The following is a 15,519-nucleotide window of genomic DNA, read 5'->3' on the forward strand; positions in this document are numbered from 1 at the left end:
GTGCCGGAGAAGGACACTCTGGCAAGCTGAGGGCTTTGCCCCTATTCTCCCTGCAACTGATGAAAAAGGGAGATCTTCATGTCAGACCAGCGCAAGCCCGGCCGCGGCCGCGTCTATTCCTCGATCACCGAGACCATCGGCGATACGCCGATCGTGCGTCTCGACAAGCTGGCCAAGGAAAATGGCGTCAAGGCCAACCTGCTGGCAAAGCTTGAATTCTTCAACCCGATCGCCTCCGTCAAGGACCGTATCGGCGTCGCGATGATCGAAACGCTGGAAGCGCAGGGCAAGATCACCCCCGGCAAGACGACGCTGATCGAGCCGACCTCGGGCAATACCGGCATTGCGCTGGCTTTTGCCGCTGCCGCCAAGGGGTACAAGCTCATCCTCACCATGCCGGAAACCATGTCGGTCGAGCGCCGCAAGATGCTGGCATTGCTCGGCGCCGAACTGGTGCTGACCGAAGGCCCGAAGGGCATGAAGGGCGCCATTGCCAAGGCCGAAGAGCTGGCCGCGACGCTGCCTGACGCGATCATTCCGCAGCAATTTGAAAACCCGGCCAACCCGGAAATCCACCGCAAGACGACGGCCGAAGAGATCTGGAACGACACTGACGGCGGCGTCGATATCCTCGTGTCCGGCATCGGCACCGGCGGCACGATCACCGGCGTCGGCCAGGTGTTGAAGGCGAAAAAGCCATCGATCAAGGTCATCGCCGTCGAGCCGGCCGAATCCCCTGTCCTGTCCGGTGGCGCTCCCGGCCCGCACAAGATTCAAGGGATTGGCGCCGGCTTTGCGCCTGCCATTCTCGATACGAAAATCTACGATGAGATCGTTACCGTTTCGAGCCCGGACGCGATCGAGACCGCCCGCCACGTGGCGCGTCTTGAAGGCGTCCCGGTCGGCATCTCGTCGGGTGCCGCCCTGAAGGCCGCGATCACGATCGGCCAGCGCCCGGAAAACGAAGGCAAGACCATCGTTGTCATCATCCCGTCGTTTGCCGAACGCTATCTGTCGACGGCGCTGTTCGAAGGCCTCGGCGGCTGATTGCAGGTCTGATCCCGTAAAGCTCTGAAAGGCCGCCTCCGAAAGAGGCGGTCTTTTCAGTTCAGGACTACGCAGCAGCCGTCAGACGTTCTCCGGCGATCCGGTAGGAGATCGCTTCAGCCAGATGAATGCGGCCGACCGTCAATTTTTCATCGAGATCGGCAAGGGTGCGGGCCACTTTCAGAACACGGTGATAGCCGCGCGCCGAAAACTTCATCTTTTCTGCCGCATCGCGCAGCAATTGCAGTCCTCCAGCGTCGGGTTCGGCCATCTTTTCAATCATCGCTGTCGAGCAGCGGGCATTGGACAGGATGTGCGGCATGCCGAGGGCGATGAAGCGGTCCATCTGGATGTTGCGGGCACGCGCCACCCGCCGGGCAACGACGCTGCTGGGTTCGGCCGGTGCCGGGCGGATCAGATCGGCGGCGGTGACGGAAGGCACATCGATGCGGATATCGATCCGGTCCATCAGCGGCCCGGAGATGCGGCCTTGATAATCGGAGACGCAACGCGGTCCACGCGCACAGCTATGCCCGGGCTCCCCCGCCATGCCGCAGCGGCAGGGGTTCATCGCGGCGACAAGCTGGATTGCAGCCGGATAGGTAACGCGGTGGTTGGCGCGGGCAATGATGCACTCGGCGGTTTCGAGCGGTTGGCGCAGCGCATCGAGCACCTGCGGCGTGAATTCCGGAAACTCGTCGAGGAACAGCACGCCATTATGCGCCAGCGACGCTTCTCCCGGCTTGGCGCGCAGGCCGCCGCCGATCATTGCCGCCATGGTGGCCGAATGATGCGGGGTGCGGAACGGCCGGCGGTCCGACAGCTTACCGCCTGCCAGTTGCCCGGCAATGGAGTGGATCATCGACACTTCGAGCAGTTCGGTCGGCGACAGCGGCGGCAGGATCGAGGGCAGGCGAGCGGCCAGCATCGACTTGCCGGAGCCGGGCGGGCCGACCATCAATAAATTATGGTTTCCGGCAGCCGCCACCTCGAGCGCCCGCTTGGCGCTTTCCTGGCCCTTGATATCGGCGAGATCCGGCATGTTGGCCGGGCTGGCGCGCACGGCCGGTTCGGGACGTGACAGAACCTGCGTGCCGCGAAAATGATTGGCGAGCGCAATCAGGCTGCGCGGCGCCAGAATGTCGATCTCCGATCCGGCCCAGGCGGCCTCGGCGCCGCTGTCAAATGGGCAGATCAGGCCCTTGCCAAGTCCATTGGCGCCGATGGCGGCGGGAAGCGCCCCGGAGACGGCGGCAATGGTGCCGTCGAGATTGAGTTCGCCGATCACCACATAGCCATCCAGCGCATCGCCGGGAATGGCGCCGAGCGCCGCCATCAGGCCGAGCGCGATGGGCAGGTCGAAATGCGAGCCCTCCTTGGGAAGATCAGCGGGAGCGAGATTGATCGTCACCTTCTTGGCGGGAAGCGACAGGCCGGATGCGTGCAGCGCTGCCTGGACCCGCTCACGGCTTTCCGCCACCGCTTTGTCCGGAAGGCCGACGATCTGCATGCCGACTTTGCCCGGTGCAACCATCACCTGAACATCGACAGGCACGCCTTCTATGCCCTGAAATGCAACCGTACTGACACGCGCGACCATGATTGCCCCTCTCGCCGCGAGGCAGGCCGACAAGCCGCCACCACAACCTTCTCCGGTTGTGGTGTAAAATCTTGCACGAATAACGGAATAAAACAAGAACAATTATCGAACGGATTCGACCATTCCAATCGGCCAGGTTGTGGCTCGGTTGTGATTCAGGAACGGAGCGGAACAACCGCGAACATCCGGGAGATGAAATCGGGTTGCATCGGCTGAACCGGGACGGCTATCCGCCCCGGTCTGTTCAAGAGAGCGTCAGGCGCGCTTGCGTTCGATTGCGTCCCAGAGCAGGGCGGCGATATCGGCGCCGCCGAATTTCTTCACTTCGCGGATGCCGGTGGGAGACGTGACGTTGATCTCGGTCATCACGTCGCCGATCACATCGATGCCGACGAGCAGGAAGCCGCGCTCGCGAAGTGCTGGTCCGATGCGGGCGCAGATTTCCTTTTCCCGCGCCGTCAGTTCGGTCGGCATCGGCGTGCCGCCCGCATGCATGTTGGAGCGGGCGTCGTGTTCGGCAGGCACCCGATTGATCGCGCCGACCGGCTCGCCATCGACGAGGATGATGCGCTTGTCACCCTTGCGCACCGCCGGCAGGTATTCCTGCGCGATGAAGGGCTCGCGGAACATCTGGCCGAACATTTCCAGGAGCGACGACATGTTGCGGTCGTCGCGTGTCGAATGGAAGACGCCGGCACCGCCATTGCCATAGAGCGGCTTCAGGATGATGTCGCCCATTTCGGCGCGGAACGAGGCAATCTCGGCCGGATCGCGGGTGATCAGCGTCTTCGGCATCAGGTCGGGAAATTCGGTGACGAAGATCTTTTCCGGCGAGTTGCGCACCCAGGCCGGGTCATTGACCACCAGCGTCTTCGGATGGATGCGCTCCAGCAGATGCGTCGAGGTGATATAGGCCATGTCGAAGGGCGGATCCTGGCGCAAAAGCACCACGTCCATGGTCGACAGGTCGATGCGTTCGGCGTCACCCAGCGTGTAGTGATCGCCCTTGACGTCGCGAAGGGTCATCGGCTCGACCGTGGCAATCACCTTGCCGTCACGCAGCGACAGCTGGTTGGGCGTATAATGGAAGAGCTTGTAGCCGCGCGACTGCGCCTCAAGGCTCATCGCGAACGTGCTGTCGCCAGCGATATTGATGCCCGAGACATGATCCATCTGGATCGCGACATTTACGATTTTCGCCATGAGACATTCCCTGTTGATCGTCGGCATCGTTGAGAGAGCTTGTCTATATCAAATGGCATCGGGGACGCCATACAGATTTCTGCTGCCGTCTCCATCGAACACGCCTTCTCCGTCACGCGGCGGCTTTTTCGCCCGTGGCTTGAAACATCTGCAGGTTCGCCAGGCTCTTGCCTGGCGGAATTGGCCGGGGCACATCGGGTGCCGCAGTAGATAGGAGTAGGTGACACACGATGTGCCCCGTTTCAGTGTCTTTTGCCGCGCTTCTCAGGTTCTTCTGCGCTTTCCCGTGTGAGGAGAAAGCCTCCAATGCCCCAGCCTGGCCGCTTATCCGCCAGGCCTTCCAATGTGGCGGGGTTTGGCCCTGGGCCGTCAAAAGACGGCGTGACCACCCGGCACGCCCGGCTCATTTGCGAACCGGAGGAGAACCACCTTTCACGCAGCCCCGGGGATTTCGCGCGCGTTTCGCCAAACCATCCGGGCACCGGCCCCACCTCGCCGGCAACGCAAACCGGTGTATCCGTGATGGGACGGAAAGAAGTATGGCACGGGTTTTGAGGGCGGGGATTTGCGGGGATGATTTTTTTAAGGGGAAGATGGAGGCAGTGGCGGCTGCGCACCAGAAGCGGTGTTGCGTTCCGCGAACATTGCGTTAGGCATAGCCTCTTTGAAAACGGGAGCTGCCTTTGGATTACCAGCTAAGCGAACTTGGTTTCCTTCACAGCCCGTGGTTTCACGACGGTGGTTTAACGAGTATCGCGGTCGCAGACGATGTCGTTAATTTGGGTCTGAAGACTGTCGATGACCAGCATTTCTCGTTGACGCTTTGCGACACGGTGGCATTTGTCGCTAATGACTTTCAGTTGGGTAACATTGTATCCGACATACGCCTCTCCACAGGCACCGATGTTACCAGAGATCGGCTTGCAGCTTTGTACCCGTCCCCTCATCAGTCAGCAGCCAAAGACTTCCACGACGCATATCGCAAAGCAATGGATGACAAGCGGGAGGAAATCCTCATCGGCAAACTGGTTCTCTTTGAATTGACAAGCAGCTATGGTTGCGAAATCGCTGCCCTATGCAAAAAGGTGTCGATTTCTCGCTGAGCTGCCTGCGTATGCGCCCGAAAACCGCCAAGTCACCTCGGCAGAGGTGTGCCTGGTAACGGAAACGGCACTTCAATTCGCCTCCGTAGGCGTGGCCTTGACGTCATAGGAAGTTTCATGACGCCGAGAATTTGACCGTCACGCCGCGCTGGCGAAAATAGGCTTGCATGAGCTTCCGGCCAGAACGGTTGTTCTGCACCAGCCTGGCCGGGTCGAACACGGCTTCTTTCAAACCCGCCTGCGCCAATGCTGCCTTGAGATTGGCGATATGCACGTCGATGTCGGCGTTATCAGCCTGGAGCGATTCATAAATGCGGTTTGTCGCATCCGCTACGGTCAGTTCGCTCACGCTTGCACTCCTGCTGTTGTTTGGCTGGCGCTTGCCAGATCGTTTGGCTTGACCCTATCGCGGTGAAAAAGGCTGAAGTCAACGGGTGGTGATGGATTGAGCATCGCGCCGGCTTTCAAGGAGGTGGTGATGGAGAAGATCAGAGGGACCGGGCGCATGCGGGCAACGCTCCGGCAGTTCTGCGCCAATTGCGGCCGTCCAGATAGTTCGTCCACTGCCGGGTGTGCCAAAAGGCGCCACACCAACACGACGTTGCCCAGTTGAATGAATGACCTATTCGAACTACTAAAAATTGAATGTCATTCCATCTAACACACGGGGCACAATGGGACGCCGACGCCAGTTTCAGGGTATCTCGCATGACGTCCTTGAGACGTTTCTCAGTCGATATAATGACCTGGGCGGGTATTGGGCCTTGGGCCAGTACCGTTCGTTCCTTGAAGGGATAGAGCAACGTCAAATTGAGTTCCGTTTGGCAAACGGGGTCACGCTCCCAGAAAATGAGTCGTTCGAGTTTGCAACTAAGTTCTACAATGATGCTATTCTAAGAATGATGAGATCGAATGCGATGCCACACGGTTGGCTCGCGGACGCTTTCATCACACTCGCCATCACAGATCAGGCGAAAATTCACTGCGATCTGACAATCATATCTGATCTTGGAAAAATATACCGTAGCAAGCGGACGCTGACTGTCAGGCCGCACAACCCATTAGTTGAGTACCGCAGGGCGGATCGTTTCGGACCGTCAAGCCGACAGTGGTGCTGATTGCGGCGCATGCATTCGCGATCGCCAGTCTCTCCACGCGCTTCCGCGCTCCGCTGGTCTTTGGCGCGAATGCCGGTAGTGATCAGGCCCGGGAAAGACTGGCGCGCCGCTCACCGATCCAGAGCGCCCTTTCCGGCGATGATCTTCGGCCGGAATTTCTCGATGCGGACCATTCGCGTTGCGGGGTTCTTGGTTGAGCCGAGATTGATGACGTAGCTTTTCTGTCGCCCCGGCGTCAGGCTCCAAAAGGCTTCTGCAAGTTCGGGATCGGAGTCCAGTGCATCAATCAACTCATCCTGCAGCTCCAATTCACTCGTGTCACGTGGTGGCTTGATACCGGCTTGCGCATAATCCATTGCCTCCTTCAGATACGAACGGATCACATTCTCCATCCGTGCGACGTCAGCATTATCCACGAACCGGATCATGTCGGGATGTTGCGTATTCGCGCCCTGCTTTTCGAGAACGCCTTCGGGGTCTTTCATCAGTGCAGCGTTGAAAAAGGTCAGGCGGAAATCGCCGCGAAAGGCGCCGAAGATGACGATGTTGCGTCCCTGGTGCATGTAGCAGGGGTGGCCCCATTTTACCATTTCGACCAGCCCCGCTTCGGTGCAAATCTGGCGCAGGCCGTTCAGGCCCAGCGACCATTGCCGGGTGGAACAGTCCGGTCCGGCAAAACGCTCGCAGCGCCCGCATCCTTTTGTGAAGTAGTCCTCAATGTCCGTGATCATCATGGCGGCCAGGAGCTCTTTCGATTGATTGCATCAGGGGAAGGACAAGAAGCAGTGCGTCCGGCTAGCCTTGGATCCATGCCACTTGGCCGCATATGGCAAGGCGAACATGTAGAGGCCCGTGAACAGCAGAAGAAAGAGCGGTGGCAGTGGCGCGTAAACCACCCACGGTGGAGGCTCGCCCAGCGCCATCGCCACAAAATTGGCAATGACGGCAAGAGTGAACAGGATCGATAGCCAGCGGTGACCCTGGCGAATCCACATAGTCGAACGCATTGAGAACTCCTGCCGTTATGGGTGCTGAGGACTTTGGAGGCCGTCAAGCGGTCTCCGTGACAACCTGTTCCAGCTTTGCGAGAAACGTGCGCCAGCCTGCTTTGGCACCGCCATAGGCCAGCTTCTGATCCGGCCGGAATCCAGACTGCTCCATGCGCAGATGGGTCCCCGTTGCGATGGGCGTGAGCGTAAACGTGACGACGCTGTTCAGATCGAAGGCTGGATCGTCGTGCTTGAAAATCCAGGTATAGGACAGCGTTTTGTGCGGCTCGACCACGAGCACCTCGCAGTCGAGGACGCCACCCCATTCGCCGCGAAGATTAAAGCGGTGACCGACTGCAGGATTGAAGTCATTGCTCATCAGCCATTCCGAGATCAGATGCGGCTGGGTGAGGGCGCGCCACAGCTTTTCCGGCGGATGGGCGATTTCGCGCTCGACAATGACGGTGCGTGTTAAAGCCGATGCCGCGCTCATTGATCCATCCTGTTCAGCAAATCTTCGAGCTTGTTGAATCGCCCCTGCCAGAAGCCCGTCATCTGATCTGTCCACTCGGTCAAAGGCGCAAGGGCCTCGAGTTGGGCGCTGTATTGGGTTTGGCGTCCTTCGTGGCGGTCGCTGACCAGTCCGGCCCCCTTGAGGATGGCCAGATGCTTCGACACGCCTGGCTGCGAAATGCCAGCCCGGGCCGTCAATGTTGCGACGGTCTGATCACCGTCGCGGCATAGCCCTTCGAAGATGGCGCGCCGCGTCGGATCGGCGAGCGCTTTGAAAACCGTGGCTTGATCTGGCATAACAATCCATAACTCGTTGGCTATCTGTGCGGATCAATAGCCAAACAGTTATGGGTTCGTCAAGTGTTTTTTGAACAGGAGATAAGGTGGCCGCTGTTAGCGTTCACCCGGCAGCCATCTCCAGCGTCTGCGCCGTGTCGCGCCTGCCCTCGGATACCGCGAATGGCTGTGCCAGACGTTTGCCCGTGGTGTCATCGAAGAAATGCAGACGTTCCGGGGCGATCGTCAGCGCCATCGTCTCGCCGATCTCGATGTCGGGAGAGAGGGAGGCGGTCAGCTTCTTGCCGTCGACGGTGCCGTGCACCAGGCGCTGGGCGCCCAGTTCCTCGATATAGTCGACCTTCTGGATGAGTGATTGTTCGCCTGGAGCCGCAATCCGCAGGTCCTCCGCGCGGATGCCCACGGTCACCAGTCCCGGCATGCTTGCCGTGCGACCCGTGTCGAGCACCTGGCTGCCGAAATGAATGCGTGTTCCTTCGCGCGTTGCCTGGACGAGATTCATTGCCGGAGAGCCGATAAAGCTGGCGACGAAGGTGGAGGCGGGGGTGTGGTAGACATCGAGCGGCTTGCCGATCTGTTCGATCTGGCCGCCGTTGAGGACGACGAGGCGGTCGGCCAGCGTCATCGCTTCCAGCTGGTCGTGGGTGACGTAGAGCGACGTCGTGCCGAGGCGCTTCTGCAGCTGCTTGATCTCGCCGCGCATCGAGACGCGCAGCTTGGCGTCGAGGTTGGACAACGGTTCATCGAACAGGAAGGCAGCGGGCTTGCGCACGATGGCGCGGCCCATGGCGACGCGCTGGCGCTGGCCGCCGGAAAGGGCGCGGGGCTTGCGGGTCAGGTACTGCTCGATCTCCAGCATGCGGGCGGCTTCCGCGACGCGCGCCTCGATCTCGGCCTTCGGCGTGCCACGGTTTTTCAGGCCATAGGCAAGGTTGTTATAGACGGTCATATGCGGATAGAGCGCATAGTTCTGGAAGACCATGGCGATATCGCGCTCGGCCGGTTCCACGTCGTTGATCACCCGGTCGCCGATCTCGACGGTGCCCTTCGAGATTGCCTCGAGGCCAGCCACCATGCGCAGCAGCGTGGACTTGCCGCAGCCGGAGGGGCCGACGAGCACGATGAATTCGCCGTCGGTGATGTCGATGGAGACGGATTTGACCGCCTCGACGCCGCCTGCGTAGATCTTCGAAACATTGGTGATGTTGATCGCTGCCATGGTGGCGTTCCTCTACTTGTCGCTTTCGGTGAGGCCTTTGATGAACCAGCGCTGGAAGATCATGACGATCATCACAGGCGGCACCATGGCAAGGATCGCCAGGGCAAAGGCCTCGTTATAGTCGGGAATGTTGGAGCCGACCCAGACGAGCAGGATCTGCTTGATGCCGCGCACCAGCGTGAAGAAGCTCTCGTCGGTGGTCATCAGCGTCGGCCAGAGATACTGGTTCCAGCCATAGACGAACATGATGATGAAGATCGCCGCTATCATCGTCTTTGACAAAGGCACGATCACGTCGATGAAGAACTTGAAGGGTCCGGCACCATCGATGCGGGCGGCTTCCAAGAGCTCGTCCGGGATCGATTTGAAGAACTGGCGGAAATAGAAGGTACCGGTGGCGGATGCCAGAAGCGGCACGATCAGGCCGGTATAGGTATTGGTCAGCTTCAGCGTGTTCATCACCTCGTAGGACGGCAGGATGCGCACTTCGAGCGGCAGGAGCAGCGTCGTGAAGATCATCCAGAAGGTGATGGTGGCAAAGCGGAAGCGGAAATAGACCAGCGCATAGGCCGCCAGCATCGACAGGATAATCTTTCCGGCTGCAAAGCCGATACCGAGGATCAGCGAGTTCATCATCATTCTGAGCCCGGTGATCTTGCCGGTAAAGCCCCCCTGCTTGGTGAGCACGGTGGTGTAGGTATCGATGAAATGGCCGCCGGGCAGGATCTGCAACCCGTTGCGATGGATATCGGCGGCCTCGTGGCTGGAGGTCATCAGGGCGACGAGCAATGGCCCGACCATGAAGAAGACGCCCATCATCAGGATAAAGTGGTCGAAAAGTTTCGTGCGATGCATGATCTCGCCCCCGCTCAATTATAGTGGACGCGCCGCTCGATAAAGCGGAACTGGAAGATGGTGAGCACGAAGACGATGATCATCAGGATGACCGACTGGGCCGAGGAGCCGCCGAGATCATTGCCGCGGAAGCCGTCCATGTAGACCTTGTAGACCAGCGTGATCGGGTTGTTGGCGGCCTTGTCCTTCACCATCACGTCGATGACGCCGAACGTGTCGAACAGGGCGTAGGTGGTGTTGATGATGAGGAGGAAGAAGGCGGTCGGCGCGAGCAGCGGCAGGATGACCGTCCAGAAGCGGCGGAAGCCGGAGCGGCAGTCCATCAGCGCCGCCTCGCGCACCGAGACCGGAATGCCCTGCAGGCCGGACAGGAAGAATATGAAATTGTAGGGGATTTGCTTCCACACCGAGACGACGATCATCGCGAAGGCCGTGTCGTTGTAGTTCAGCCCGACCTTGATATCCCATCCGAAGAAGGCGGCAAACTTCACCAGTGGGCCGATATGCTGGTCGAACATCATCATGCCCATCAGGCCGGCAACCGGCGGGGCGATGGCGTAGACCCAGATCAGCAGCGTCTTGTAGGTGGCATTGCCGCGGATGACGCCGTCAGCCTTGACGGCGAGCAGCAGGCCGATCGCCAGCGAAAAGAAGGTGACGAGTGCTGTGAACACGGCGGTGAAGCGGGCAATGCCCAGATATTCGCCGGATTTCAGCACGTCGGTATAGTTGGCCATGCCGACGAAGGTAGAGCCGAAGCCGAAGGGGTCCTCAAGGTAGAACGACGAATGGATCGCCTGAACCGAGGGCCAGTAGAAGAACACGAAGATGATCGCCATCTGCGGAGCGAGAAACAGATAGGGCAGGAGCCGCGAGTTGAACTGCACGCGCTTGGCGTCGGTGTCTTCCGGCGGCTTGCTGGCGGATGTATTCAGGCCAAACACGCGCCGAAACCCACCTGGTGTGGGGGAGGCGACTGTTCCGGACATTGCCTGGGATGTGGGCGTGTTCGTCATGAACGGGCTTTCAAAATATCCGAGTTTACGGAGGGGCAGCTTTGCCCCTCACCCTAGCCCTCTCCCCGCAGGCGGGGAGAGGGGATGACAGAGGCTGCTGCTGGTTCCTTCTCCCCGTTTCACGGGGAGAAGGTGGCCGACAGGCCGGATGAGGGGCGAACTCCCTCCCCCTTGTGGGAGGGTTGGGGAGGGGACTTTTAAAAAGAAGAACCCCTCCCCGTCGCTTCGCTCCGACCTCCCCACAAGGGGGAGGGAGATCAGAGATCAACCAGCCGTCTTTGCAAAACGGGCGAGAAGTTCGTTGCCTTCCTTCTCGATCGTGTCGAAGGCGTCCTTGACGGTGACTTCGTTGGCGAAAATGCGGCCGTATTCGCGTTCCATGATTTCGCGGATCTGCGGGTAGAAGCCGAGGCGGTAGCCCTTCGACCATTCACCGGCAGGCAGCATCAGCTGCTTGATGCCGATTTCTGCGGCCGGCTTCTCGGCGTAGTAGCCTTCCTTCTTGGCAAGCTCGTAGGCTGCCTTGGTGATGGCAACGTAACCGGTGGCCTTGTGGTAGAAGACCTGGATTTCAGGCGAGGTCAGGAACTGGAAGAAGTCGGCGACGCACTTGTTTTCTGCTTCCGGCTTGCCGGCCATTGCAAAAAGGGCAGCACCACCGATGAAGGACGAGGTGCCCGCACCCTTGATCGAACCCCAGTACGGCAGGAAGGTTGCCGAGAACGGCATCTGGGCTGTCTTGGTCAGACCGCCGAACGAACCGGACGAGCCGATCCAGAGCGCAGCCTTGTTTTCTTCGAACATCTTCTGGTTATCGTTCCAGCCGGCACCGTAATAGGCGAAATAACCTTCGTCGGCCCAGGCCTTCAGCTTGTCGAACATCATGACGAGGTTCGGGTCGGTGACTTTCAGCGTCGTATCGGTGACGCTGTCATAGCCGTTGTTGTTGGTGGCGAACTGGATGTTGTTGCGCGAGAAGAAGTTCTCGGTGAACTGCCAGGTCAGTTGCGACTGGACGAGCGGAATGAATCCGGCTTCCTTCAGCTTCGGAGCGGCAGCTTCGAATTCTTCCCAGGTCTTCGGGGCTTCGACGCCGGCCTTCTTCAGGGCTTCGTCGTTGATGTACATGATCGGAGCCGACGAGTTGAACGGCATGCCGACGAACTTGCCGTCGCTATCGGCGTAGAAATAGCGAACGCCATCGATGAAGGCATCGCGGTCGAACTTGTAGCCGGCGTTGTTGATCAGGTCCTCAGCCGGGATGACGGCGCCCTTGGCGTTGATGATCGTTGCTGCACCCGCATCGAAAACCTGCAGGATATTGGGCTGTTCACCCGAACGGAAAGCGGCGATGCCGGAAGCAAGCGCTTCTTCATAGGTGCCCTTGGAAACCGGGGTCAGCGCGCAGGCCGTCTGCGATGCGTTGAACTTGGTGGCGATCTCGTTGATGACTTCGCCGTTGCGGCCGGCCATGCCGTGCCACCAGCTGATATTGGTCGCGGCAAACGAGGAGGTGGCGGAGAAAACCAGCGCGAGGCCGGTCATCGTGAATTTCCTGATCATTGTCGTTCCTTTCACCAGGTTTAAGGTGAGGAACCGGCTAAAGCCCTTTCATGACGTCCGCATAACGCTTTTGTGACGCGACGATTACAACTGTGCACAGCTGTTCAAAAAGCATCGGCAAGATGGACCGGCCAGCGCCAGGGTGTGACGGAGATTATGTCGTAGCGGACTGAAAGATCGGCAAAATCCGGCTGTCTGGCGAGCCAGAGGTCGCTTGCGGCGCGGATGCGGCGCTGTGCAAAATCAGAAACGGCAAAAACAGAATCTTCAAGCGAGCGGCGGGCTTTCACCTCGACGCAGGCGATCAGATTGCCCTTGCGTGCAATAATGTCGATTTCCCCGAGTTTCGTGCGGTAGCGGAATGCGACGATGCGGTAGCCTTTGAGAAGGAGACAAAGGGCGGCGCGATATTCCGCAAGCGAGCCGCGCCTGAGCGCCTTTCGTCTTTTCTGGTCCGGCGGCTCAGGTTTCATCCCGGTCTTTGAGCTCCAGCAGCCGGTCGTAGAGTTCCTTGCGGTTGAGGCCGGTCTGTTTCGCCGCCTCGGTCGCCGCCTTGCCAGTCGACATGTCCTTGACGAGCTTCATAAGGATGGCGTCGACATCGTCGGCTTCTGGTGCTGCCGGTGCATCGGGTGGGCCGATGACCAGCACGATCTCGCCTTTGACGGTGGCGCCTTCGTCATAAAACGCCTTGAGTTCGGCCAGCGTACCGCGGCGGAATTCCTCGAAGGTCTTGGTCAATTCGCGGCAGACGGACGCCCGCCGTTCACCGCCGAGCACATCATGAGCCGCAACGATAGTGGCCGCGATCCGGTGCGGGGATTCAAAGAACATCAGTGTCGCTGGAATATTGGCAAGTTCGGCAAACCGGTCGCGGCGCGCCTTGTCCTTGGAGGGCAGAAATCCGGCGAAGAGGAAGGCGTCATTCGGCAGGCCGGAGCCGACGAGGGCTGCCAAGGGCGCCGAAGCGCCAGGGATCGGCACGACCCGGTGCCCGGCCTCGATGGCGATCTGGCCGAGCCGGTAACCGGGATCGGAGACCAGCGGCGTGCCGGCGTCGGAGACAAGCGCAACAGACTTGCCCTGGTCAAGTGCGGCCAGGAGCTTCGGGCCAACTTCGTTGGCATTGTATTCGTGATAGGCATAGGGCCGGTTGACGATGCCGTAGCGGTCGAGCAGCACGCGGGTAACGCGCGTATCTTCGCAGGCCAGCACATCAGCACCGGCCAGTGTTTCCAGTGCGCGCAGGGTGATGTCAGAGAGATTGCCGATCGGGGTTGAGACCAGATAGAGCGCCGGTTCCAGCGGCCGTGCGGGCACCGCAACATTGTGCAGGCGGTAGCTCTTCTGCCGCTCGTTCGTCTGCGTTTCGCCCGATGCCTGCTTTTCCAAAACGGTCTGCCTTCATGCCTTTACCCGCCGTTCAGCCGGCGCCCGGTCTTTATGGGTGAGCGGCATCGCTTCGGCAAGAGCCGCAGATTTGCGGCAATGCAAACAATACTGGGCTCAACCACCGTTACCCCTTGCTTTTGACGGCTTGTTTCTGCCATTTTGCCTGTCCACATCTTCCCCGTCCGAAAGGGGACACTTTAAAGTTCAAGCCGGGAGGCGCGGCCCGCCCGGCGATGGTTGAAAGCGGTAGCATCTCATGCGCATTACTCTCGAGCGGTCCAATCTCCTGAAGTCGCTGAACCACGTTCACCGCGTGGTCGAGCGTCGCAATACCATTCCGATCCTCTCGAACGTGCTTTTGCGCTCCGACGGCGCCAGCCTTGAAATGAAGGCGACCGACCTCGACCTTGAAATCACCGAGGCGACGCCTGCACAGGTGGAAACACCCGGTGCGACGACGGTGCCCGCGCACCTGCTCTACGATATCGTCCGCAAGCTGCCGGATGGCTCCGAAGTGGCGCTCGCCACCAATGCCGAAGGCACGGCGATGACCGTCCAATCCGGCCGCTCGAAATTTTCGCTACAGTGCCTGCCGCAGTCCGATTTCCCGGATCTGACCGCTGGCGCCTTTACCCACACCTTCCGCATGAAGGCGACGGACCTGAAGATGCTGATCGATCGCACTCAGTTTGCGATCTCGACGGAAGAGACCCGCTATTATCTGAACGGCATCTATATCCACACGATCGAAAGCAAGGGCCAGCTGAAGCTGCGTGCCGTTGCCACCGACGGTCACCGTCTCGCCCGTGCCGATCTCGAAGCACCGTCGGGCTCGGAAGGCATGCCGGGCATCATCATCCCGCGCAAGACCGTCAGCGAATTGCAGAAGCTGGTGGATAATCCCGATGTGATCGTCACCGTCGAAGTGTCGGATGCCAAGATCCGCCTGACGATAGGTTCGATCATCATGACCTCGAAGCTGATCGACGGCACGTTCCCCGATTACCAGCGCGTCATTCCGGCCAATAACGACAAGGAACTGAAGATCGACTGCCAGTCTTTCGCACAGGCCGTCGACCGTGTTTCGACGATTTCCTCCGAGCGCGGCCGCGCCGTCAAGCTGGCGCTATCGGACGGACAGCTGACGCTGACCGTCAACAACCCGGATTCAGGCAGCGCGACGGAAGAGCTGGCCGTCGGCTACGATAGCGACCCGCTGGAAATCGGTTTCAACGCCAAGTACCTATTGGATATCACCGCCCAGCTGTCCGGCACCGATGCCGTTTTCATGCTGGCCGATGCCGGATCGCCGACGCTGGTGCGCGACATGGCGGGCGATGATGCGCTCTATGTTCTGATGCCAATGCGGGTTTAGGCCCGGGGATATTTGAAATGGAAAGCGGCCGGATCTGATCCGGCCGTTTTCGTATCCGGTTATCCAACGGCGAGAGCGGGGTTAACTGGTTGTTGGCAGACTGATATAATGACGCGAAATGACTTGTTTTTGTCGCGCCCGACAACACATAATCATTTCGCAGTTCGAGACGTTGCGTTTGCACCGGCAGGCATGAGGCCTGTATGGGACGCGGACGAGGTTTTGCTGG

The 15,519-nt window shown here is 59.7% G+C and carries 16 protein-coding genes; 3 read left to right on the forward strand and 13 right to left on the reverse strand.

Annotation, left to right across the window (positions count from 1 at the left end):
* Positions 1 to 78: 78 nt before the first annotated feature.
* Entirely contained in the window at positions 79 to 1,047 is a 969-nt protein-coding gene (gene cysK / locus ACQY8Q_RS13925; protein WP_428427115.1) for a cysteine synthase A, read from the forward strand.
* A 67-nt stretch (positions 1,048 to 1,114) separates the two neighbouring features.
* On the opposite strand, the gene ACQY8Q_RS13930 is transcribed toward cysK, so the two are convergent.
* Positions 1,115 to 2,647: a YifB family Mg chelatase-like AAA ATPase gene (locus tag ACQY8Q_RS13930; RefSeq protein ID WP_428427116.1), complete on the reverse strand. Its 1,533-nt coding sequence runs from the start codon at positions 2,645 to 2,647 to the stop codon at positions 1,115 to 1,117.
* A gap of 255 nt (positions 2,648 to 2,902) precedes the next feature.
* Positions 2,903 to 3,850, reverse strand: coding sequence for a glutathione synthase (gene gshB / locus ACQY8Q_RS13935; RefSeq protein ID WP_428427117.1), 948 nt, complete (start codon positions 3,848 to 3,850; stop codon positions 2,903 to 2,905).
* Positions 3,851 to 4,533: 683 nt separating this feature from the next.
* On the opposite strand from gshB, the gene ACQY8Q_RS13940 reads away from it, so the two are divergent.
* The gene (locus tag ACQY8Q_RS13940) at positions 4,534 to 4,953 is read left to right on the forward strand and encodes a hypothetical protein (protein WP_428427118.1); all 420 of its coding nucleotides are present in this window, start codon (positions 4,534 to 4,536) and stop codon (positions 4,951 to 4,953) included.
* Between the two features lie 115 nt (positions 4,954 to 5,068).
* On the opposite strand, the gene ACQY8Q_RS13945 is transcribed toward ACQY8Q_RS13940, so the two are convergent.
* The 11 genes from ACQY8Q_RS13945 to rsmI form a co-directional block, all read right to left on the reverse strand.
* Positions 5,069 to 5,302 carry a hypothetical protein gene (locus ACQY8Q_RS13945; protein ID WP_428427119.1) on the reverse strand — a complete coding sequence of 78 codons (234 nt, stop codon included), beginning with the start codon at positions 5,300 to 5,302 and terminating at the stop codon, positions 5,069 to 5,071.
* 879 nt (positions 5,303 to 6,181) lie between these two features.
* Complete coding sequence (locus tag ACQY8Q_RS13950; RefSeq protein ID WP_428429782.1) at positions 6,182 to 6,802, reverse strand: YdeI/OmpD-associated family protein; 621 nt, start codon at positions 6,800 to 6,802, stop codon at positions 6,182 to 6,184.
* A gap of 33 nt (positions 6,803 to 6,835) precedes the next feature.
* Entirely contained in the window at positions 6,836 to 7,078 is a 243-nt protein-coding gene (locus ACQY8Q_RS13955) for a hypothetical protein (RefSeq protein ID WP_428427120.1), read from the reverse strand.
* A 43-nt stretch (positions 7,079 to 7,121) separates the two neighbouring features.
* Positions 7,122 to 7,553 carry an SRPBCC family protein gene (locus ACQY8Q_RS13960; RefSeq protein WP_428427121.1) on the reverse strand — a complete coding sequence of 144 codons (432 nt, stop codon included), beginning with the start codon at positions 7,551 to 7,553 and terminating at the stop codon, positions 7,122 to 7,124.
* Positions 7,550 to 7,870 carry an ArsR/SmtB family transcription factor gene (locus ACQY8Q_RS13965; RefSeq protein ID WP_428427122.1) on the reverse strand — a complete coding sequence of 107 codons (321 nt, stop codon included), beginning with the start codon at positions 7,868 to 7,870 and terminating at the stop codon, positions 7,550 to 7,552. The genes ACQY8Q_RS13960 and ACQY8Q_RS13965 overlap by 4 nt, the downstream gene beginning before the upstream one ends.
* Before the next feature lie 103 nt (positions 7,871 to 7,973).
* Positions 7,974 to 9,089, reverse strand: a complete 1,116-nt coding sequence (locus ACQY8Q_RS13970) for a sn-glycerol-3-phosphate import ATP-binding protein UgpC (RefSeq protein ID WP_428427123.1) — start codon at positions 9,087 to 9,089, stop codon at positions 7,974 to 7,976.
* A 12-nt stretch (positions 9,090 to 9,101) separates the two neighbouring features.
* Positions 9,102 to 9,944: a sn-glycerol-3-phosphate ABC transporter permease UgpE gene (gene ugpE / locus ACQY8Q_RS13975; RefSeq protein WP_426240054.1), complete on the reverse strand. Its 843-nt coding sequence runs from the start codon at positions 9,942 to 9,944 to the stop codon at positions 9,102 to 9,104.
* 14 nt (positions 9,945 to 9,958) lie between these two features.
* Positions 9,959 to 10,783 (reverse strand): ABC transporter permease subunit, encoded by an 825-nt coding sequence (locus ACQY8Q_RS13980; RefSeq protein WP_428429783.1) that lies wholly within the window; start codon positions 10,781 to 10,783, stop codon positions 9,959 to 9,961.
* Positions 10,784 to 11,224: 441 nt separating this feature from the next.
* Complete coding sequence (locus tag ACQY8Q_RS13985) at positions 11,225 to 12,523, reverse strand: extracellular solute-binding protein (RefSeq protein ID WP_428427124.1); 1,299 nt, start codon at positions 12,521 to 12,523, stop codon at positions 11,225 to 11,227.
* 104 nt (positions 12,524 to 12,627) lie between these two features.
* Positions 12,628 to 12,996, reverse strand: coding sequence for a YraN family protein (locus tag ACQY8Q_RS13990; RefSeq protein ID WP_428427125.1), 369 nt, complete (start codon positions 12,994 to 12,996; stop codon positions 12,628 to 12,630).
* Positions 12,986 to 13,915, reverse strand: a complete 930-nt coding sequence (gene rsmI / locus ACQY8Q_RS13995) for a 16S rRNA (cytidine(1402)-2'-O)-methyltransferase (RefSeq protein WP_428427126.1) — start codon at positions 13,913 to 13,915, stop codon at positions 12,986 to 12,988. Before rsmI ends, ACQY8Q_RS13990 begins: the two co-directional genes overlap by 11 nt.
* A 256-nt stretch (positions 13,916 to 14,171) precedes the next feature.
* Between rsmI and dnaN the strand changes: the two genes are divergently transcribed.
* On the forward strand, positions 14,172 to 15,290 hold the full coding sequence (gene dnaN / locus ACQY8Q_RS14000; RefSeq protein ID WP_428427127.1) for a DNA polymerase III subunit beta: 1,119 nt from the start codon (positions 14,172 to 14,174) through the stop codon (positions 15,288 to 15,290).
* The last annotated feature ends 229 nt before the right edge of the window (positions 15,291 to 15,519 follow it).

It is taken from the genome of Pararhizobium sp., from assembly GCF_965279435.1.
Taxonomy (GTDB): domain Bacteria; phylum Pseudomonadota; class Alphaproteobacteria; order Rhizobiales; family Rhizobiaceae; genus Pararhizobium.